Source organism: Vibrio sp. SCSIO 43153 (assembly GCF_023716625.1).
Taxonomy (GTDB): Bacteria; Pseudomonadota; Gammaproteobacteria; order Enterobacterales; family Vibrionaceae; genus Vibrio; species Vibrio rotiferianus.
In genome coordinates this window covers 550,130-570,079 of sequence record NZ_CP071856.1, presented here as the reverse complement: position 1 = coordinate 570,079, position 19,950 = coordinate 550,130, and the positions used below count along the sequence as shown (strand labels likewise).

The following is a 19,950-nucleotide window of genomic DNA, read 5'->3' as shown; positions in this document are numbered from 1 at the left end:
AAAAGCAATGACCAAGCTGTGCTTTTGCTATCCATTGTCATTACCAAACCTTAAAATAATTTCTGCAAAAAATAGATTCAGAGGGTTATGTATGTACCAAAATAAAGTTGTGGTCATAACTGGGGGGAGTCAGGGGATTGGTCAATACCTGACCCAAGCTTACCTTGATTTGCAAGCTAAAGTTATTGTGTTCGATATTGCACCAAACAAAAATCCAGAAGCAGAGTTTTATCAAGTAGATTTGGGGCAAACCGATCAAATAGAACAAGCTTTTGACAAGATACAAACCCAGTACAGCAAGCTAGATATTCTGATAAACAATGGTGCGATTGCTAACTTTAATAAGCCTCTTCAAGAGCTTACTTTTGAAGAGTTTTCTCGTGTTATTGATGTAAACCTCAAAGGTTCTTTTGCTTGTTCTCGCCGATTTATAGGGTTGAACAATCAGCAGCCTTATGGACGCATCATAAATATTGCGTCAACTCGTTGGAATCAGAACGAATCTGGATGGGATGCTTATGGGGCCTCAAAAGGTGGTGTGTTATCGATGACCCAATCGATGGCCATTTCCTTGTCAGATACGCCTATTACAGTTAATGCCATTAGTCCAGGATGGATTCAAGTTGAAGGATATGAAAAGCTGAACCGTCTAGATCACGAGCAACATCCTTCAGGCCGAGTTGGGAAAGCGCAAGATATCGTTAATGCATGCTTGTTTCTAACCCATCCCGAAAACGACTTTATTAATGGCCATAACTTAGTCGTTGATGGAGGGATGAGTAAGAAAATGATCTATCAAGATAGTTTAATAGGCTAGAGCCTCTCGAGCGTTTTTACTTGACGACTTAAAGTACTTTTCTTCAATCTGAATTTTAACCAAAATTCTTTGATTAAACAGACTCTAAATCAAATGAATGGGCAGCAAAACTAATAGCGTTACGTCCCTTTTCTTTTGCCCGATATAGTTGTTTATCAGTAATGGTAAACAACTCTTCAAAGCAGCAACTATCAAGGCTATGAAAATTCACCGCCCCCACAGATAAGGTCAATATTTCTGAACATTTGGAAAGAGGGTTACTTAGGTTTAGATCTTCTATTTGTTCTTGGAGTAAAGAGAGCTTTGACATCAGTCGAGCCTCATTGAGATTTTCACATATGATGAGAAACTCATCTCCACCATAACGAAAAATATGAGTCCCAAACTGATCAAATACCTTTTTTAAAACATAGGAAACCAATTTTAGAGCCTGATCGCCTTTATGGTGACCATGAAAATCGTTGTAGCCTTTGTAGTAGTCAATATCAATGATCACCAAAGCTAATGAATTGCCGCTAATTTGAGCATTTGAAATCAATGAAGGTGTTAGAGAGTCAAGCTGATAGCGATTATATAAACCTGTAAGTGGGTCGGTGCGAGACAATGTTTCTAGCAGTATGTTGGCTTGTTGTAGATTTTGTCGTTGTTCAAAGTTTTCCAATGAAATAGCGATAAAATTCGCAAGCTGCTCAAAAAGATGAACATGATGTTGTTGGTATTGATCAGGCTGGTGATGCTGGACCGACAAGACTCCTAATATTCGTTTACCCAGTTTTATTGGAGTCAAAATGATTGATCGGGCTATTTTATTGTTGTCGAATACCACGAGATCGTGGTCTTCCCTAACTTCAAGAGGTACGTAACTACTGATCGATTCGTCGTTAACATTGTTAATATGTACAGTCTGCGCGGTACGAACGACATAACTACCAATATTTTTATCTTGATCGCAGTTGATTACTAGCCTCTCAACTGGTCCATCGCTATCAAAGAAGTAGCGGTAATCAAGCTCGTGGGTGCTCTGATCGTATAGGGCGATGCCAAATTCGTCAGTAGGAAAGACGGAACCAACTTTTTCGTAGATAAAGGCTAAGCCATTCTCCAAGTTATCGGATGTAGCGATGCTTTGACCTATATCTGTCAGGGTTCCAATCTGTTCCCGGATTTTTTTCATTACAAGATGCTCTTGATCTTGAGTTAAGTGACTTATCTGCCCCCTTAACTGTTCGGCATCATTCTGTTTCTGTTCGTTTAACTGATTTTCGAGATGGGATAAGAACATCATCTGAAAGCCAGCAAGCGCTTTCCAGTCGTTGCCTTTTTCATATATTGTCATTTGGGCATGGCAATACTTTGAATAGAAGCCAAAGTTGCTTTTTAAGTCATCATCTTGAGCTAGCTGATCACATAGATCCTGAGCTTGAGCATATTTTAAATGCTGGACTAGAAATTCTAGATACGCAGTTAAGTTTTCTTGTTGATTATGTTTGTCTTTGACTAGGCGGAAAAGCTGGTGAGCGGCGACAAAATGTTGCTCAATGTCGTCAAAATTATATGAATCGCAATTAAGCTTCGTTTGAGCAAGGTAACTATGAGAGATCGCCTCGATTCTAGTATCATTGATTTCAACCGCAATATCTAGGGCTCGCTCAATAGACACCAAGGCATTTTCAATGTTCTGAAGTTTACCAAGTCCGAGGCCAATATTAAGCTGACATATGGCTTGATTTACAAGGTTGCAAACCTTTTCGGAAGCTTGTGAACCTAATTCTGCTAGCTCTACAGCCTGTTGGTATTTTTCTAGTGAAAGGTATAGGTCACTAACATTTGTATATAACAGTGAAAGAGCATTAGTGTCTAATAAGTGTGTATGAAGAAGCACCTCTTGATAAAGAGAATATGCCGCTTGGTATTGCTCTCGGTCTGCATAAATAGATGCTAACAATATGTGTGCTTGGAAGCGCAAAGCGTTTTTACGAGACGGGCTCGCATCAATAGATGTTTGATAGAACTCTATTGCTTGCTCTAGCTGATCGTTGCGATCGCAAGTAAAACCTCTAACAAAGCTATCAACTTGTTGGCAGCGTTGGTAATCATGTTGTGTACATATAGCGTCAACGCGGTCCAAAATATATGCTAGCCCTGATAAGCCTGGATAGTTCTGAATTCGCGTCAGCAACGCCACGATTTGTAAGTAAGCCGGATGGTCCATCAAGTCCCCTTTTTATATTTATATGCTTGATTTGCGATGGACGCAGTGAAGTTATGTGATCATTTTAATATGTCGTTCTGTAAAGGGCGAGTTAGATTCAATAAATATTGAACACTGTTATGTAATCTATTTGTGATTTGTGATCTCAACTAGAAAATGCTAATGACAGCGGTGATGGATCGTGATGAGTTTATAAATTATCATCAGTAAGTAGAAGAGAATAAGGAGTTCGAATGAGGGTTATATTACTGTTTTTTACACACGCGAGTTGTGTTGCACTAGGGTTTGCTTTAGGTATTTACGCGTTGCCGATTCTTACTCAACCTGAATCGCCAGAAATTCCATCAGTGTCATCGAAAAACCAAAAAGAACTGCAACAAGGAAAGTTCGATAAGAATAGAGAAGGCAGCGATTTCTTCCATTGGGGGGAGGGAGTGATTACGGCGACTGAATCTCAGATTTTTTTTGAAGGAGAGCTTGCTCCTGGTCCTGATTACAAACTCTATTTATCGCCCCAATACGTAGAGACTGAATCAGACTTTATTCAATGGAAATCACAGATGGTAAACCTTGGAGATATAAAAACGTTTGATCGTTTTGTGCTTCCTCTCAGTCAGCCTATCGATACAGAAAAATATAACTCTGTCATTGTGTGGTGTGAAAGCTTTGGTGAGTTTATTACTTCAGCTAAGTTAGTTCCAGTCAGCGAGTAAGTGGTTTTCTAGAGAATGTTTCATCCGAGTTGTCCCATTTGAACCCTTCAAACTAGGACAATTGGTTAAGAAATTGATAAGGTTACTTTCTTATAACAGGACCTCTAACCTAAGAGGTCAAATAATCTAGGCCATACAGGGAGCGAGGAATGGAGAAAGTACAGTTAGTCGTCGATTTTCTTCTCACTCACAAGATTTTATTTACTGCATTAATCCTGCTGTTCATCATTCTTCTGCGTCGTTTGATTCTGTCTCGAATCCGAGGTGACGATGCATTCATTACAGAAGAGCAACGCAGTTGGATGTCGAGAACCAAAAATGGCACCTTTGCCATCACGCTGATTATTTTGTTCATCTTATGGCAATCCGAAATCAGCGAGTTTGCTCTCAGTGTGACGGCCATCGCCGTGGCGATAGTTGTTGCTTCTAAAGAGATTATTTTGTGTTTTACAGGTTCAATTCAACGTGCTAGCTCGCGCTCGTTTCGGATTGGTGATTGGATTGAAGTGGGTAAGTTATGCGGAGAAGTGATTGAGCACAACATGATGGCGACGGTTATCCAAGAAATCGACCTGCATCATGGGCAATATCACTACACAGGTAAAACCGCAACACTGCCAAATAGCATGTTTTTCACTTACCCAGTGAAAAACCTTAACTTTATGAAGCGCTACGTCTACCACAACTTTTCAGTAGTGGTAAAAGACTTTGTTAATTTATACCCGATTTTACCGCTACTAACCGATAAAATTGATGAACATTGTAGCTATTTCGCTGATGTTGCACACCGCTATAATGCGATGATAGAAAAGCATGCAGGTGTCGACTTGCCGGGATCAGAGCCACATGTTCATATCGCCAGCAATATTAATGGTGAGCAAATCGTACATATCATGATTTTCTGCCCTACAGATAAAGCAAACCACCTAGAGCACCTGATTCGTAAAGACTTTATGGAGCTATATGAGCAGCACTTCCCAGTCCCGCTCTCTGGCTAAATGTTGATACGGAATAACAGCAACCCCGCTATAAATGCGGGGTTTCTTTTTATTTGTCGTTGCAACAAATAATCTTAATGGATCAGGGCGCATATAATCGTTAAATTACGCACGAGATTCGCTTTACTTATTAAGTCAATAATTACTAACTGATATTTTGATCTTAATCTCACTTTGGCTTTAGGTGGGAGCGATGCTTGTCAGCTTAAGTAAATGCGCTTCAATTGGTCGAATCTTATTTTGACTTGTCATTTGGTCCTATCAGTAAAAGAACTCGTTAATGCTAAAAAGTACAAAAACGTGTACGCGATTAATTCAACGTATGTCGGTTATCTCTACCTCTTGGAGTTCCGAATTTAAGTCCTATTTAACGGATTTAGCTTCGATTGCGCTACTGCTTCTCCCTTTGATTTTGTCTAATGCATTGGCGATATTTCTAGGACATGCTTTCCGTCTTACCGGATGGGGAGAACTGTCTCAACTACTTTTCCATGTCTCCGATATTCTGATAAATCTATATCCCAGTGCTTTTTGTGTTGTTGCTGGCTACTACCTTTCGCATAAAACCAATGTATCTAGTGCGGTATTCATCATCTATTCGCTGATCATGTTTTACTTGATTTCGCTAGAAAACGGCAGCTTATCAGCAACATATATGTTGCCTAACAACCCATTACTCGCTCTGCTGAGTGCAACGATTACTTATCTATACTGCATTGCTTTCAAGATACGCTTGCTGGAGCCGCAAGCGCTAGATTTTTCGTCTCGTTTGCTCAAGCACGTTGTACATTTCTTTCTATTTGTATTGATTGCGTTAGTTGTGTCCAACTTGACGGCCATCGTTATGTCAATGTTTGGTAGTGCTATTCGTGAGATTGGAGTCGATCCGCTGACGTTACAAGGCGGCCTGATTTATCAAACTGTCTTGGGGTTACTGGGTTCCATTGGCATTAATGGGCACAACCTATTGTTCGCCATTAAGCAGCAGATATTTGCAGCGACAGAAGCGAATATGATTGCTTGGAAAGGTGGAGAGGCGTCACTAAATGTGATTAGCCAAGGTTTCTACGACGCGTTTATGTCTATGGGTGGCTCGGGTAACAGCATTAGCCTACTTATATGTGTATTGATGTTTGCCAGAGAGCGCAATCATCTGATGCTCGCACTAGCTGCAACGCCTTTGGTTATATTTAATATCAACGAAGTGTTGCTATTTGGGTTACCTATTATTTTTAACCCGCTGCTGATCATCCCTTTTGTAACGGTTCCATTGGTGAGCTTTGTCATCACATATTCATGTATAGCCTCTGGCATTGTGCCTCCAGTTGAGAACATCGTAAACTGGATGACGCCTCCTCTGTTCAGCGGTTATATGGCGATGGGAAATCAACTTGAAGGGTCGATTCTGCAGGCGGTTGTCATTCTTGTTGGCGTTTTCATCTATCGGCCATTTTACTTGGCGTATGCAGGAAAGTATTCAGCTCAGTTTCGTGCAAATGCGACGTATACTGGTATTGAACGCTCGATTTTTAAAACGCTGCTAAACAATGTCAGGGATTCCAATAAGACAAGTATCAGTAAATCTACCGCTCAGAAGCGTTTAACAACCATTTTACGTGAAGGCGAACTGGTCATGTTTTACCAGAAACTGCAGTCTACAAAAGATGTGAACGTATTCTCTTATGAAGCGCTACTACGTTATATCGATAAAGATGGGAAGTTGTGTCCACCAACGTTTGTTAGTGATTTTCAAATGCTTAATTCTATGCCATTGCTCGACAAGTTAGTGATAGAGAGAGTACTGGCTGACATGCAGAAAATGTCATTATCAAAAGAACGTCGCATCGCGATTAATATCGCAGTGGCGACTATTGAACAAGAAGAGTTTGTACCACATCTACTCTCTCGCTTAACTCACTATGGAATCGAACCAGAATGGCTAGAAATTGAGATTACTGAAGAAGCGATTTTGAGTAATAAAGTATTCCTGATTAGAACGATGGAAGCGCTGCAGGCAAAAGGTATTAGGATTGCTATGGATGACTTTGGCACCGGTTACGCATCGTTTCCTCATTTGCTGAAGTATCCTTTCGACAAGATTAAACTTGATCGCTCATTATTGTTAGATGCAACTGACCAAAAAGGTCGAGATCTTTATGAGTTAGTTGCCAAGCTTGGACGCATTACTCATTGTGAGGTGGTGGCTGAGGGGGTAGAAACCCAGCAAGAGTACGATTTTGTCAAGGGCTGTGGAGTGGACAAGGTCCAAGGTTACTTTTTTGCTCGCCCTGCGCCGTTGAAAGATATTATTGCTGAACAATCTATTTAAAATAAAAGGAAGCGTATTGCTTCCTTTTTGAATTTTGTACTGTTATTTGAACTCAAACTTACCCTGCATGATTGCCCAGTGACCAGGGAAAGAACAGAAGAATGAGTAATCACCTCCCGGAGTCATCTTCTCTGTGCTGAATGTGATAGAAGTGCTTTCGCCACCACCAATCACTTTGGTAAACGCGTAAACACGGTCATCGTTAGGTTTTACGTAGCTGTTCTCAAGACCTGCAGACATACCTTCCGTACCTACTGCCTGAAGGTTTGCTGTATCAGCTATCACCACGTTATGACCCATTGATTGTGCTGGCATTTTACCAGTGTGGTTCAGCGTCAGTTTCACTTCTTTACACGTCGCTGGCACGCTCAGTGTTTTGGTTGAAAACTGCATCATATCGTTAGCATCGATGGACACTTCACACTCTGCGCTTGCTTGCGCGCCAAAGCTTAATCCAGCTAGTGCAAAGGTTGCTGCTACTAAACGTAAAGACATATAACACTCTCCATATTTTATTTTTGGGCTGACTTGGATTCAAACCGATCCAATGCATCTCATTATCATCGAATATTCCAATTGAAACCGTGCTTCAATCCGGATATTGACGTTTTGTTGCAAAGTTATACTTATCGTTTTTATGGTGTGATCATTCATGTACCGTATTTTCCTCTCTTGATTTCATAAATGTGAAGGGGATCTTTTGGGCCAAGAACTACCAATCTTTTCGGGTATGAGGTCAGCTTTTATTGGCGCTTTTTTCAGCAACATGTAACTAAGTATTCCAAGTGTTTTTATCCTGTAACTTATTGATTTTTAAATGCATGAAAACAAAGTGAAGACAAATGCTTATATCGATTGTGACCAGAAAATAGATTTGTTTTATCCAGTGCACACTTTCTGAATTTTGAACTAGAGTCCCAGTTTTTTGTTTGCTTACCGATTACGTACGAAATGTCGTCAAATTGACGTAAAAAGATGCTTTATTTTTGGCACTTTTACACCTGTAAGTTGAGTTACATTTAGTTACATCTGTCCGCTGCGGCGCGATAAAAGTCCCCCTCTATAATGCTGTTCCTTTTTATTGTTGTTTGTATAAGTCCTTAATTATGAGAAAGAATACGCTAGCGATCATGCCAAGTGTTTTAGCACTGGCGATCGGTATGGGGTTGCCTGCTGCACACGCAGGAGTGATCACAGACGCAACTATCGTCGGCTCAGAAAGCCAGTGGTGGAACACTTACAAAGTCATCCTAACGAACGACGGTTCAAAGCCTGTTGAACTGCGTGATGCGAAAGTGACGTTTGATTCGAACCTATCAATGTCGACACCCTCTTGGTCTGCGACTGGCATCAGCTACCCGGGAATGAAGTTCACCAGCGACGCGCAAGGTAACGTGTTCAAGAACACACTTGCGCTGGCTTTTGATAGCGGTAGCTGGGTGAAATCCCAACTTCCGGCAGGTGAACGCATTGAGCTAACGCTCGGTGTGAGCGGCGTGTTGGATCTGACTCTTCTTCAAAATACCATTCGTCTGATTGCTGACGATGAAGGCGAAGTTGGCGAACCAGAAATTTCTCTTCAATTGGCATCGCCAGTGAACGGCGCTGAGTTTGAAGAAGGCCAAGCGGTTGCCATGCTAGCAAACGTAACGGCGACTAATACCAGCGTTAAAGCTGTGACTTTCTTTGTCGACAACAAACAAGTAGCTCGCGTAACACAAGCTCCATTCCAAGCGAGTTGGACTTCTGTTGGCGCAGGTGCTCACACGATCAAAGCTGTAGTGGAAGACATCTCAGGTTTAACCCAGCAACAAGCAGTCAGCATTTCAGTAAAAGAGAAGCCAGTTGAACCACCTGTGGAGCCAGAAGTGCATGAGCTGACGTTTGTCGCACCTACACAAGGTCAAACATTGATGGTGGGCCAGGCAACGACGATCAAAGCGCGCGTTGATGGTGAATTAATCTCGAAACTGGAGTTTTGGGCGAATGACCGCAAGTTAGGTCAACGTAATATCTCTGCAGGTCAAACGACGTACTCTCAATCCTGGACACCAAATGAAGTGGGCAATGCGACACTTAAAGTGGTGGTTCTTGATAACAACAACCAAATGGTTGAACAACGCAGTATCGCTGTTGCTATTGAAGCAGCTCCAAGCCTTGTTAAACCAGAAGTAAGCTTCTCTTCGCCTTCAAATGGTTCGAAGTTTGAGAAAGGCGAAGCGGTTTCGATTTCTGTTCGTGCAACGGATGCTGATGACGATTTGTCTCGCGTTATCGTGAAAGCAAACAACAAGCAAATCTGTGACTTCAATGCAGCAACCACAAACCAGTTCTCTTGTAACTGGACGGCGTCAGAAGTCGGTGCAGTTGAACTAGAAGCGGTCGCGACGGATGCTGAGAACCTAACGGCGACAGCACGTGTAAACATCACAGTTGAAAAAGTAGAAACACCGACACCTCCGCCAACTGGTGGACTGTGTGCTGACTTTAATGTGTACCCAGACTGGACCCGTGGTGATCACGCAACAGGCGGTGACATTATGGTTCACAAGAACATTGCTTACTCAGCGGTGTACTGGACGCAATCTGTTCCTGGCAGCGATAGCTCATGGTCATTACATCTAAACTGTGATGGTACTGAGCCGGGTACAGCGCCAGCGCTATCATTGCGCAACCCAATGGACCCAGTGCGTCTAGAAGTCGCAGGTTGGCCAAACACATTCGTAGTGGCGAGCCCTTCCACTCAAGCGCCAAGCACGCTAACTATCGCAGCAAGCAGCAGTGATGCGCTCACAGAGCTAGAGCAGCTTACACGTTCGTTTGTGTCGGCTATCGAACAAGCAGAGAGCGCGGGTACAGCGTCTATTGTGATTCGATCGGATGTTCTGGATCTCGCTACGCAAGACAAAGGTGCGTCGTTTGGTGCCGTAGCGGTGAAACAAGCACTGACGAATGCCATTGAGATCACGGGTAGCCGTATTGATATCGATGCGATCAACGCACTGAGCGACGACGTGAAAGGCTGGGCACATGCTTACAACTTGATTTTCACAACCCTTGCGCCACAAGCGACATTTGGTTGGTCACTAAGCATTGGTGAGTTTGCTTACGATACCCATTCTGGCCGTCAGTCTGTATGGGATGAAGCGTCCGTCTTCACGGCAGATCTACTTGATAGCTTCGAGCTTTACAAAGCAGATGCTGCGAACAAAGCTGACTTTGTGGCGTTTACTAAATCGAACGCAACCGCTGCGCTAACCAGCGAGCAGTGGCATCACGCACTTGAGTACGTAAAACAGGTAACAGATTACGTTGAAGCGCCTGCAATGCTAGCGAACATGCCGACAGAGCAAACCGCAAACTATTTCATGGGTAACACGCAAACCGATCAGCAAATCCGCAAAGCAGCGTACAGCAACGTATTTGCACTGATGTTTGATCAAGACTCTCAAGCTCTAACCAGCAAAATTGAGCTTTACCAAACGGCGAAAGTGCCACTGTACTACGTAGGTGAAGAGTTAGAGAAAGGTTCATTGACTCGCATTGAAGCGCTAAACCAAGAGTTAGCAAATGCTGAAAGCGTGATGGATAACGAAGCCTTCCTATACGAAACACCACAATCTCAGTGGGTTCCGTCAACGGTTTACAAGTGGAACGACTTCCTAGATGGCTTGAACGCAATGCACAACATTGGTGTCGCGGGCAACAAGTTCTGGCTAATGAACGATGAAGTTGATGACGCAACCAACATCATATACGCGAAAGTCGCGATTGCTGCGTTCCTTGCGCAAAGTATGCAAGAGACCATCCGCTACAACGCGTGTGATGAAAACAACTGGTCTGAAGTGAAATACGGCGCGCCTGCGGATTACCCAATGACAGCAAGTTGTGGTCAATTGGGTCAGAAATACGCAGATTACGGCGTAAACCCAGTTTCAGGTTTAGATCATGCGTACTCTTGTCCTCGTGATGACAAAATGGAAGTCAGCGCTCTGACTCATGCGAAATGGTATGGCGCCCCAGCTCCAGTCTTTGCAGCACCTGATGCAGTACTTGAAGAGCGTGGTCTATTGGTGAACGGTGCAGCAGGTCGTTGGACAAACAACGGTCACTGTAACGATGTTCCAGAAAGCGTAGATACGTCTAAGCAAGTTTGGGAACGCGACGAATGTAAGACTTACGTTGGTCAGAAAGCAGGTAAGTTCATTTGGGACGGCAGCAGCCAAGAAAGCGTTGAAGGCTGTGGCTGGTGGGGGCGTGGTGTTATCCAAACCACAGGTCGCCAGAACTTCGGTACGCTTAACCACTACCTAGGTCGCTCGCACGTTGATCCTTCAACCATTGGTAAGACAATTGATGGCGTAACGGTAGAAGCGCCACCAGCGAACCCACTTTATGCTGAGCTAGACTTCTGTTCTAACCCAGGTCTGATTTGTAGCTCGGAAGAGAACAAAGAGATCAAGTGGATCGCAGGTCTGTTCTACTGGGTAACGTCAGTTCAGGCATACAACGATGAAGGCGGTCAGTACGCGGATTGGAACTACCACAACGAACTGAAGAAGTACGTGGATAGTGGTCTGCAAGGTTCACAATTTATCGATGACGTTTCAGGCATCGTTAACCGTGGCTGTCCGGATCTAACGTGTTCGACAGGTGATGTTCACAACGTGAAAGAGCGCCGCGAGAACTTCAAACTGGTACTACAAAAGTTAGGTCTTGATCCTCGTTAATTAAGACAAAGCAACATCGATGAAGCAAAGCCATCACTGAAAAGTGGTGGCTTTTTTGTTTTTTCAAAAGGCTCAGGTGCTTAGTTTTAATTATTACAAATCCGTAATAGTTATTTTCTTTTTCTGCTTATTATCATTTATTTGCAACTCAATATAATGCCCGCCATTCCAAACGTATTTGCTGCGTTTTTGATTTTTATCTTTCGATGGATGGTTTCCGGGAGGGGAGTATGTCGAACTTTGTTGTTGTCGGTGGTGGTGCTGCGGGTCTAGAAATGGTCACGCGCTTAGCGAGCAGTTTTGCAGGCAAATCTGATCATACCGTTACTTTGGTTGAGCCATCTTCTCATCACTTATGGAAACCAAGACTGCATGAGATTGCGGCGGGCACGTTTGATAATGAGCTCGATTCGGTTGCGTTTCGTCTTCATGCTGCTTGTCACGGTTACCAATATGTTCAAGCGCGCATGTCAGGCTTAGACCGAGCAAATAAAACGATTACGGTGAGCGCAGAGTTCTCTCCCGAGCAAACATTGAAATACGATTACCTCGTGATTGCCGTTGGCGCGATCAGTAACGATTTCAAAATTCCGGGCGTAAGCGATCATTGCTTGTTCTTAGATTCGGCCTCTCAAGCAGAAAAAGCGTGGGAACAGATGAAGCAAATGCTAGCGAACGGTGGTTCACATCGTGTTTCTATCGTGGGTGCTGGTGCGACCGGCGTTGAGCTGGCGGCCGAATGGGCGAAAGTCAGCAAGCAATTAAACCGCTATCAAAATGATACTCAACTTTCCATTACGCTCATCGAAGCGGCAGATCGTGTGTTACCTGCAAGTGCTGAGTGCATGTCTGCCAAGGTACTTAAGAAGCTACAAAAGCAGGGCGTTAACGTTCGTTTAAACACAAAAGTTCAGCGTGCAGAAGCAGACCGTATCGTGACGGAAAATGAAATCATTCCTGCCGATCTGCAAATTTGGGCGGCAGGGATTCGATGCCCGGATTGGTTAGCGAACCTTGATGGTCTAGAAAGTAACCGCATTAACCAACTTAAAGTGCTGCCGACGCTGCAAACCACTCTGGATGAAAACGTGTTTGTTATTGGTGATAGTGCCGAATGCCCACAAGAAGATGGAACCATCGTGCCACCACGAGCGCAAGCTGCCAACCAAGCTGCTGCACATCTAGCGAAGCAACTTAAACGCTTGATGAAAGGCAAAGAGTTAAAACCGTTTGTATTCAAAGATGGTGGGATGGTCGTCGCGCTTGGGCATGATTACGCGGTTGGCGCATTGATGAATGATAAAGTCGTGTTGCGTGGACGCTACGTTCGCCGTTTGTACGACACCATATTTAGACTGCATCAACGCGTCATTTTTGGCTGGTTCCGTGTGTCGGCACTGGTGGTTCTTAAACGGGTAAAAGGTTTATTGAACCCGTACTACAAGGGCTCTTGGTCTTAATCCAAGTAGCTACTCTTCACTTCCATTTGTTCATTTTTATCGAGCGCCCAAATCATCAGAATTTGTGGCGCTAGGTGTTTTTTATGCGTCATTTTCAACTCTCTTTGCCCGTTCAACTTCTTATTTCTGCACTACTTGCATGGACTGGATCTCAAGCTCTCCTTCTTCTTGTCGACCATGGGGTGGCAGACAAATCACTTTTACTGTCGAGTGATTACTACCAAATTTTAATGTTGGGCAAAACGGTCTATCTCGGCTTGCTGAAAATGGTGGTGGGCTTGATGGTGCTGTTTTCCCTTGTTGAAGGCATCACCAATATTGGCTCAACCGTTCGTCTTAAAGCGCTGGGTGGACGAACACTGCTTTTCTACAGTTTCACCACCTTAATTGCCATTAGTTTAGGACTTGGTGCGTCGTTAGCATTGCCTGCTTGGGAGCCACTTAGCCAAGCTATTTCTGTGGGCAGTGATGTTCGTTTGATTGACGAGCAAGGGGCAGGTGGTGCCGCAATATTGACCAATCTTGTTAAGATGGCGATGGTGAATCCATTTGCTGCACTGGCGAATGGTAACTTACTGGCGATCGTGGTCTTCTCCTTTATGGCAGGCGTTGCGATTTTGCTTTCTGTTCCATCTGGTCATCCGTTGCTAGCGGTGATTTCAGGGCTAAACAAAAGCGTCAACACTATGATTCGAGGCATCGTTAAGCTGTCGCCAATAGCTATTTTCGCGATCGTGTTTGATATCACGCTGACCTCAAGTGGGAATCTGATTCAGCAACTCGCGTTATTTGCGTTACTGGTGTTTGTCCTCACTATGGTGCACGGGCTAGTCGTGTTACCAACCATCGCCAAGGTAATGACGGGGATTTCTCCAGTTACGCTGTTTAAAGCGATTTCAGCACCATTAGCCATGGCGTTTGCGACGTCATCAAGTGCGGCGGCGCTGCCTTTGGCAAAACAAAGTGCGGAAGACAATTTAGATGTCGCGCCAGAAGTCAGCAGCATGGTGTTGCCACTCGGCTCTGTAATGAACATGGATGGTACCGCGCTATTTGAAGGTGTCGCTGCTATTTTCCTAGCACAGTTGTTTGGTGTGGATTTGAGTACCACTGGATTGGTGATGATCTTCATCATGGCAATGGTTTCTTCCGTTGGTGCGCCGGGCATGCCTTCGGGCTCCATGTCGGGGATGCAGTTAGTGTTGCTAGCGGCGGGCATTCCGTTGGAAGCGATTGCGATTTTATTGGTTATAGAAAGACCGTTAGATACCTTCCGTACCGCTGTTAATGTTGAAGGGGATTTGATTGCGACGCTTGTCATCGACCGTTGGCAGAAGAAGCAAGAGGGTGAAAGCAGTATTTATTACCAAAAACCAGAGCCTTTAGTCAGCTAAACTTCGAGGTAAATACGCACCCTGCTGGGTGCGTATTGGACGAAAAGAAGTGCGGCATCAGCTAAGATGAAAATAAGATCATCTCTTGTGCACTAAATGAAAATTCTCCCTTTCATATAAAACACGCCGTCGCCAGACACTCTTACTTGTTCGCCAATAACTTCGCAATGAAGAATACCTCCGCGCTGAGAAGCTTGATAAGCAACCAGTGATGTTTTGCCTAATTCTTCTGCCCAGAATGGTGCTAATCCAGCGTGAATCGAGCCGGTTACGGGGTCTTCGTCGCCACCATTTGCAGGCCAAAAGTAACGCGATACACAGTCTTGTTGACCGCCTTTCGCAGTAACGACCACATCGTAAGGAGCGAGAGTCTTGAGATGTTCTGAACGGTATTGAACCTCAAGTACCTCCTGCTGGCTGTCGACCACCACGAAGTACGCTTGAGGGCTAAGCAGTACGCGTTCCACATTGCAACTTAAGCCTTCAATCAATGCTGGGGGAATATCAGAAACGGCTTTTTGAGGACGAGCAGGGAACGTCATTTCAATCTTACCTTGTGCATTCTTTTCTACGGTGAGCGTTCCTACTTCTTGAGTATGGAATTCAATCGTGCCACCAATGCCAAGCTCATCAAACAGAACTAACGACGTGGCCAGTGTAGCGTGTCCACAAAAGTCGATTTCAGTAATCGGAGAGAACCAACGAATCTCATATTGGTTTGCGCCAATGGATTTTAAAAAGGCTGTTTCCGACAAGTTGTTTTCTGCCGCGATATTTTGCATCAACTCTGGAGCAAGCCATTCCTCTAACGGTACCACCGCTGCAGAGTTGCCTTTGAATTGCGTATCGGTGAAGGCGTCCACCACGTAGATATCCAGTTCCATTTACGCTTCCTTGTTTGCTTTTGGGCTAATCAGCATAAACCAAATAAGTCGCCGATAAGCACGAATTTAAAAATATTACGCAAAGTATCACTGATTGGCTTAAAATGAGTTCTTTTGATACTTAATGGTTGGTTGCTGTTTCTTTTGGGGCATATACTTATCCCGAACTTAAGAAATAGGAGCATCATCATGAAAGCAATCACTACATCGGTTTTGGCATTAAGCTTATTGGCAGTGGGTTCAGCGCAAGCATTTGAGTTAATCAGTAAAGACATCCAAGAAGGTCATCCTATGGCGAAGACTTTCGAATACAACAGCTGGGGCTGTAATGGTGGCAACCAATCTCCACAATTGATGTGGAAGGACGCGCCAGCAGGAACTAAGAGTTTTGCAATCACGGCTTATGACCCTGATGCACCTACTGGCAGTGGTTTCTGGCACTGGGTTGCGTTTAACATTCCAGCTTCAGTTAGCGAACTGCCACGCGCAGTGAACATTGAAAAATTTGGCGGTAAAGAGTCGCGTATTGACTACGGAACGGTTGGTTTTGGTGGCGTTTGCCCACCAGAAGCAGACGGCATGCACCGTTACCAATTTACGGTTTGGGCATTGCCAACAGAGAAGCTAAACCTAGATGAAAACACACCGGCTGCTGTGGTTGGTTTTACTCTTAACAGCATGGCACTAGACAAAGCAAAACTGACGGCGACGTACACACGTTATGCCGTAATGGGTAGATGATAGAAAACGAGGGGAATAGATGAGCCATCAATATCGAGTCACGTTGTTTCGTGCCGAGCAGTTACAGAAACTGCGTAATGTGAAGATCCATTCCCCAAGTATCATTCAGATCATCACGGGCAGTAAGCGTCTTTTCTGGAAAGAATCGGCGCTGGATCTTTCCCATTCTGAGTTGCTGCTTTGTGAGGCTTCTGCATCATTGAGTTTTGAGAACTTACCGCAAAAAGGTAAGTTTCTCTCTAGAATGTTCAGCTTTCATTGTTTGCCGTCAGAAGCAATGCTTGAACTTAGCGCGAGCATTGACAAGGGGGAAGAAAAGCCGACATTAGAGGCCGATAAAGCTTTGGAAGACACGCTCAATGCTTTGTTCTCGTTTGACCAACAAACCATGAGCAAAGAGACCCAAACCTTCTGGGTAATGGGGTTGTATCAACAACTTGCTGAGCGTGGTGTGTTGCATCACTTGTTTGCGAGTGCGAACACAACATTTAGCCAGAAGCTGAGCCGTTATTTGTCACATTCTCCGGGAGAGGAACACCCACTAGAGCTGGTGGCTGAACGTTTTGCCATGAGCCGCGCGACCATGATTCGCAAGCTCAAGCAAGAGGGCACTCAGTATCGGGAAGTGCTGGCGGAAGTACGCTTAAATCATGCCTTGTATTTGATGCAGAATGGCCATTACAACGTCGCGCTGTTGGCTCAGTCTTGCGGCTATCAATCCGAGGGGCGTTTTAGTCAACGCTTTAAAGGCAAATTCGGATTGACTCCGAGTGACTACATCAAAACGGTTGTGGTCAGTTAGCGCTAGCGAATAATTGCTTGCGCGCGTTTAATAGCTTACGCGCGTTTTATCGAGTGCAACGCAGTTGGTGCTTTGGAATCTGCAATCGCCAAATCAGACAGAAGCTGTTGCAGTAACTCTGCAGCGTGGACGTTCGCTTTTACTTTATCAACGTCACTCCAGCTCGTACTGTTTTCTTCTTCAAGGTATTTAATCGTCTGTTGTGAAAGCTTGAGAACAGCATGCCACTTCAGTTTTTTATATTCTAAATTCATACTCAAACTCCTATGTGAATGATTAATTTAAAACATTGTTCAAAACTTTGAGTTAGCAAATAGGAATTTGTTAATAAGCCTATGCCTAGAGCGGATATAAAAAAGCGCCCATCGCTTTAACGACGGGCGCTTTCAAGTCACTATAACCTTTGGTTATTTGTAGTATTTCTTCTTCATTTTGAGTGCTACGTTCACCAAAGCAATCAATACAGGCACTTCGATCAGTGGACCAATGACACCAGCAAAAGCTTGGTCTGAGTTTAGGCCAAACACCGCGATAGAAACCGCAATTGCCAATTCAAAGTTGTTACCTGTTGCTGTGAAGGCAATCGACGCGTTTTTGTCGTAGTCGATGCCCATTTTCTTACCAACGAAGAAGCTGACAAAGAACATCAACACGAAGTAGATAGCCAGTGGAATAGCTACACGGAATACATCCATCGGCAGTTCAAGAATCATTTCACCTTTCAAGCTGAACATCAGTACGATGGTCGCAAGTAGGGCGATAAGCGTAATTGGTGAAATGCGTGGGATGAACACGTCGTTGTACCATTGTTCACCTTTCGCAGCGACCAGCCATTTACGACTTAGGAAGCCCGCTAGGAATGGGATACCAAGGTAAATCAGAACGCTTTCCGCGATGTCCATCATCGAGATATCTACCACGAAACCTTGGTAACCAAAGACCGGTGGCAACACGGTGATGAACAACCATGCCATCACACTGTAAGTCACGATTTGGAAAGCACTGTTTAGTGCAACTAGAGCAGCGCCATATTCTTTGTTACCGCCACCGATATCGTTCCATACAAGCACCATCGCAATACAACGAGCAAGACCGATCAGAATGATACCGACCATGTAACCCGGATGATCACCTAGGAAAGTCAATGCAAGGATGAACATCAAAATAGGGCCGACAATCCAGTTCATGACCAAAGACAGTGTGATCGCTTTTTTGTCTTTCGTCACTGTACCTAGCAGGTTGTAGTTCACCTTTGCTAGCGGCGGGTACATCATCAAAATCAAACCAATCGCGAGCGGTACGTTCGTGCTGCCGACTGACATTGACTCATTCCACTCAGCAACTTGAGGGAACGCTGCGCCAATACCTACACCGATTGCCATTGCGACAAAAATCCACACCGTTAGGTAACGGTCCAAGAAGCTCATTTTGTCGCTGGCACTATTTAAAACTTGAGTAGTCATAGTGTTCTCTTATTCGTTTATCGTCGAAAGGCGATAGTTAAAGGTATAGTTTATCTCTGCACGCCTGACCAGCGTGCAAAGGGAATTAATCAAATAACTTGGAAAAGCCTAGATTGAACTGATCAAACGCGTCGCGTTGAATGCGGTAACACACCTTAGGTGGGTTTGGCTCGGCGCTGATAAAGCCTGCTTGCTTTAAAATACGCAAGTGCTCGGAAACCGTAGATTGCGCAAGACCCAGCTCAGAAACCAAATCACTGTTCAAACAACCGCCCATGGTATCGAGCGTGTGCAGGATATGCAGAATGCGCAAACGTGCTGGATGAGATAAAGCTTTTGCTTGTGCCGCTAGAGTTTGTTCTTTCTCTAGTTGTTGTTGCGTTGTCTGAAAAGCAACTTCGCACTTGTCGTTGCATTTATCACTCATTCGCTGGCCTTAATAGTTAATCGTCGAATTGCGATAAAGTGTACGCCTGCTCTGTGGAAGATGCAACAATTCGATGAAAAAACTAATCGGGAAATAACGATGAATAAAAAGTTGAAAAAATATATCTTTTAAAAACAGTGATATAATCAAAAATTAAGTAGGTTACTAAAAGTTAACTAATTGCACTATATTTCTAGGTTACCATAATAAACCACACCCGACGCACAATGGTTATTGCGTCATCTTGTGAACTTATTTAAAGGTAATCCCATGAGCAACGTACTGATCATCAATGCACACGAACCATCACCATACTCAGAAGGTCGTCTAAACGCTTCTCTTGTCGACAAAGCACAGACGCTTCTGCAAGCAAAAGGCCATGAGGTTCGCGTTGTGACAATGCAAGATGAGATCAACGTAGATGAGCAACTCGCACACTTTGAATGGGCTGATCGCGTGATCATCCAAAGCCCAATCAACTGGATGTCTGTGCCTTGGTCATTCAAAAAATACATGGACGATGTGTTTACTGCCGGTATGGGCGGCGCACTGTGTGCATTCGATGGTCGTAGCGCAGAAGAACCAAAGAAAAACTATGGTACAGGTGGTACTCAAACCAACAGCAAATACATGCTGTCACTGACATTCAACGCGCCAGAAGAATCGTTTGATGATGAGAACGAATACCTATTCCAAGGTAAAGGCGTGGACGATTTGATGTTCCACATGCACGCTAACTTCCGCTTCTTTGGTATGTCAGCACTGCCTACATTCGCTTGTTACGACGTGATGAAGAACGCAGATATCGAAAACGATTTTGTTCGTTTCGAAGCGCACATTAACGAAAACTTCTAATCCTTTTAGAAACATAGTGCGAACTGAATGATGAATTGAGATGGACTGCTGCATGCGGTCCATTTTTATTTGTTTGCGGCGAGGTGACGTTTTTATTACTCTAAAGCACTAAATGTATCTAGCTT

The 19,950-nt window shown here is 44.1% G+C and carries 16 protein-coding genes; 10 read left to right on the top strand and 6 right to left on the bottom strand.

Annotated elements, in window-relative coordinates:
* The first annotated feature begins 91 nt into the window (after positions 1-91).
* On the top strand, positions 92-817 hold the full coding sequence (locus J4N37_RS18735; protein WP_252043091.1) for an SDR family NAD(P)-dependent oxidoreductase: 726 nt from the start codon (positions 92-94) through the stop codon (positions 815-817).
* Between the two features lie 73 nt (positions 818-890).
* On the opposite strand, the gene J4N37_RS18730 is transcribed toward J4N37_RS18735, so the two are convergent.
* Positions 891-3,029, bottom strand: coding sequence for a sensor domain-containing diguanylate cyclase (locus J4N37_RS18730; RefSeq protein WP_252043090.1), 2,139 nt, complete (start codon positions 3,027-3,029; stop codon positions 891-893).
* Positions 3,030-3,262: 233 nt separating this feature from the next.
* Between J4N37_RS18730 and J4N37_RS18725 the strand changes: the two genes are divergently transcribed.
* From J4N37_RS18725 to J4N37_RS18715, 3 genes are all read left to right on the top strand, one after another.
* Positions 3,263-3,742: a DM13 domain-containing protein gene (locus tag J4N37_RS18725; RefSeq protein WP_252043089.1), complete on the top strand. Its 480-nt coding sequence runs from the start codon at positions 3,263-3,265 to the stop codon at positions 3,740-3,742.
* Positions 3,743-3,891: 149 nt separating this feature from the next.
* Positions 3,892-4,740, top strand: a complete 849-nt coding sequence (locus J4N37_RS18720; RefSeq protein WP_038884694.1) for a mechanosensitive ion channel family protein — start codon at positions 3,892-3,894, stop codon at positions 4,738-4,740.
* Positions 4,741-5,062: 322 nt separating this feature from the next.
* Positions 5,063-7,069, top strand: coding sequence for an EAL domain-containing protein (locus J4N37_RS18715; protein ID WP_240703726.1), 2,007 nt, complete (start codon positions 5,063-5,065; stop codon positions 7,067-7,069).
* 42 nt (positions 7,070-7,111) lie between these two features.
* Here the strand turns inward: J4N37_RS18715 and azu are convergent, their stop codons facing one another.
* On the bottom strand, positions 7,112-7,564 hold the full coding sequence (gene azu / locus J4N37_RS18710; protein WP_010451113.1) for an azurin: 453 nt from the start codon (positions 7,562-7,564) through the stop codon (positions 7,112-7,114).
* Positions 7,565-8,175: 611 nt separating this feature from the next.
* Here azu and J4N37_RS18705 point away from each other — a divergent pair.
* The 3 genes from J4N37_RS18705 to J4N37_RS18695 all read left to right on the top strand — a co-directional run bounded on the left by J4N37_RS18705 (position 8,176) and on the right by J4N37_RS18695 (position 14,653).
* Positions 8,176-11,799, top strand: a complete 3,624-nt coding sequence (locus tag J4N37_RS18705) for an Ig-like domain-containing protein (RefSeq protein WP_252043088.1) — start codon at positions 8,176-8,178, stop codon at positions 11,797-11,799.
* A 230-nt stretch (positions 11,800-12,029) separates the two neighbouring features.
* Positions 12,030-13,259, top strand: a complete 1,230-nt coding sequence (locus J4N37_RS18700; protein WP_252043087.1) for an NAD(P)/FAD-dependent oxidoreductase — start codon at positions 12,030-12,032, stop codon at positions 13,257-13,259.
* Between the two features lie 83 nt (positions 13,260-13,342).
* Positions 13,343-14,653, top strand: a complete 1,311-nt coding sequence (locus tag J4N37_RS18695; protein WP_252043085.1) for a dicarboxylate/amino acid:cation symporter — start codon at positions 13,343-13,345, stop codon at positions 14,651-14,653.
* A 92-nt stretch (positions 14,654-14,745) separates the two neighbouring features.
* On the opposite strand, the gene J4N37_RS18690 is transcribed toward J4N37_RS18695, so the two are convergent.
* Positions 14,746-15,537: a PhzF family phenazine biosynthesis protein gene (locus tag J4N37_RS18690; RefSeq protein WP_252043084.1), complete on the bottom strand. Its 792-nt coding sequence runs from the start codon at positions 15,535-15,537 to the stop codon at positions 14,746-14,748.
* A 189-nt stretch (positions 15,538-15,726) separates the two neighbouring features.
* Between J4N37_RS18690 and J4N37_RS18685 the strand changes: the two genes are divergently transcribed.
* Entirely contained in the window at positions 15,727-16,278 is a 552-nt protein-coding gene (locus J4N37_RS18685; RefSeq protein WP_252043083.1) for a YbhB/YbcL family Raf kinase inhibitor-like protein, read from the top strand.
* A 19-nt stretch (positions 16,279-16,297) separates the two neighbouring features.
* Positions 16,298-17,080, top strand: a complete 783-nt coding sequence (locus J4N37_RS18680; RefSeq protein ID WP_038895500.1) for a helix-turn-helix transcriptional regulator — start codon at positions 16,298-16,300, stop codon at positions 17,078-17,080.
* Positions 17,081-17,115: 35 nt separating this feature from the next.
* On the opposite strand, the gene J4N37_RS18675 is transcribed toward J4N37_RS18680, so the two are convergent.
* The 3 genes from J4N37_RS18675 to J4N37_RS18665 all read right to left on the bottom strand — a co-directional run bounded on the left by J4N37_RS18675 (position 17,116) and on the right by J4N37_RS18665 (position 18,970).
* Positions 17,116-17,334: a hypothetical protein gene (locus tag J4N37_RS18675; RefSeq protein ID WP_104047945.1), complete on the bottom strand. Its 219-nt coding sequence runs from the start codon at positions 17,332-17,334 to the stop codon at positions 17,116-17,118.
* Positions 17,335-17,487: 153 nt separating this feature from the next.
* Positions 17,488-18,543 carry an ACR3 family arsenite efflux transporter gene (gene arsB, locus J4N37_RS18670; protein WP_252043082.1) on the bottom strand — a complete coding sequence of 352 codons (1,056 nt, stop codon included), beginning with the start codon at positions 18,541-18,543 and terminating at the stop codon, positions 17,488-17,490.
* 85 nt (positions 18,544-18,628) lie between these two features.
* Positions 18,629-18,970, bottom strand: a complete 342-nt coding sequence (locus J4N37_RS18665; RefSeq protein ID WP_005425131.1) for an ArsR/SmtB family transcription factor — start codon at positions 18,968-18,970, stop codon at positions 18,629-18,631.
* A gap of 270 nt (positions 18,971-19,240) precedes the next feature.
* Between J4N37_RS18665 and J4N37_RS18660 the strand changes: the two genes are divergently transcribed.
* Complete coding sequence (locus J4N37_RS18660) at positions 19,241-19,825, top strand: NAD(P)H-dependent oxidoreductase (RefSeq protein ID WP_005375454.1); 585 nt, start codon at positions 19,241-19,243, stop codon at positions 19,823-19,825.
* Positions 19,826-19,950 lie beyond the last annotated feature (125 nt).

What these genes read in the sequence shown, in the direction of transcription:
- J4N37_RS18735 (WP_252043091.1), top strand. Translation starts at nt 92, where the DNA reads ATGTACCAAAATAAAGTTGTGGTCATAACTGGGGGGAGTCAGGGGATT.
- J4N37_RS18730 (WP_252043090.1), bottom strand. Translation starts at nt 3,029, where the DNA reads ATGGACCATCCGGCTTACTTACAAATCGTGGCGTTGCTGACGCGAATT.
- J4N37_RS18725 (WP_252043089.1), top strand. Translation starts at nt 3,263, where the DNA reads ATGAGGGTTATATTACTGTTTTTTACACACGCGAGTTGTGTTGCACTA.
- J4N37_RS18720 (WP_038884694.1), top strand. Translation starts at nt 3,892, where the DNA reads ATGGAGAAAGTACAGTTAGTCGTCGATTTTCTTCTCACTCACAAGATT.
- J4N37_RS18715 (WP_240703726.1), top strand. Translation starts at nt 5,063, where the DNA reads ATGTCGGTTATCTCTACCTCTTGGAGTTCCGAATTTAAGTCCTATTTA.
- azu (WP_010451113.1), bottom strand. Translation starts at nt 7,564, where the DNA reads ATGTCTTTACGTTTAGTAGCAGCAACCTTTGCACTAGCTGGATTAAGC.
- J4N37_RS18705 (WP_252043088.1), top strand. Translation starts at nt 8,176, where the DNA reads ATGAGAAAGAATACGCTAGCGATCATGCCAAGTGTTTTAGCACTGGCG.
- J4N37_RS18700 (WP_252043087.1), top strand. Translation starts at nt 12,030, where the DNA reads ATGTCGAACTTTGTTGTTGTCGGTGGTGGTGCTGCGGGTCTAGAAATG.
- J4N37_RS18695 (WP_252043085.1), top strand. Translation starts at nt 13,343, where the DNA reads ATGCGTCATTTTCAACTCTCTTTGCCCGTTCAACTTCTTATTTCTGCA.
- J4N37_RS18690 (WP_252043084.1), bottom strand. Translation starts at nt 15,537, where the DNA reads ATGGAACTGGATATCTACGTGGTGGACGCCTTCACCGATACGCAATTC.
- J4N37_RS18685 (WP_252043083.1), top strand. Translation starts at nt 15,727, where the DNA reads ATGAAAGCAATCACTACATCGGTTTTGGCATTAAGCTTATTGGCAGTG.
- J4N37_RS18680 (WP_038895500.1), top strand. Translation starts at nt 16,298, where the DNA reads ATGAGCCATCAATATCGAGTCACGTTGTTTCGTGCCGAGCAGTTACAG.
- J4N37_RS18675 (WP_104047945.1), bottom strand. Translation starts at nt 17,334, where the DNA reads ATGAATTTAGAATATAAAAAACTGAAGTGGCATGCTGTTCTCAAGCTT.
- arsB (WP_252043082.1), bottom strand. Translation starts at nt 18,543, where the DNA reads ATGACTACTCAAGTTTTAAATAGTGCCAGCGACAAAATGAGCTTCTTG.
- J4N37_RS18665 (WP_005425131.1), bottom strand. Translation starts at nt 18,970, where the DNA reads ATGAGTGATAAATGCAACGACAAGTGCGAAGTTGCTTTTCAGACAACG.
- J4N37_RS18660 (WP_005375454.1), top strand. Translation starts at nt 19,241, where the DNA reads ATGAGCAACGTACTGATCATCAATGCACACGAACCATCACCATACTCA.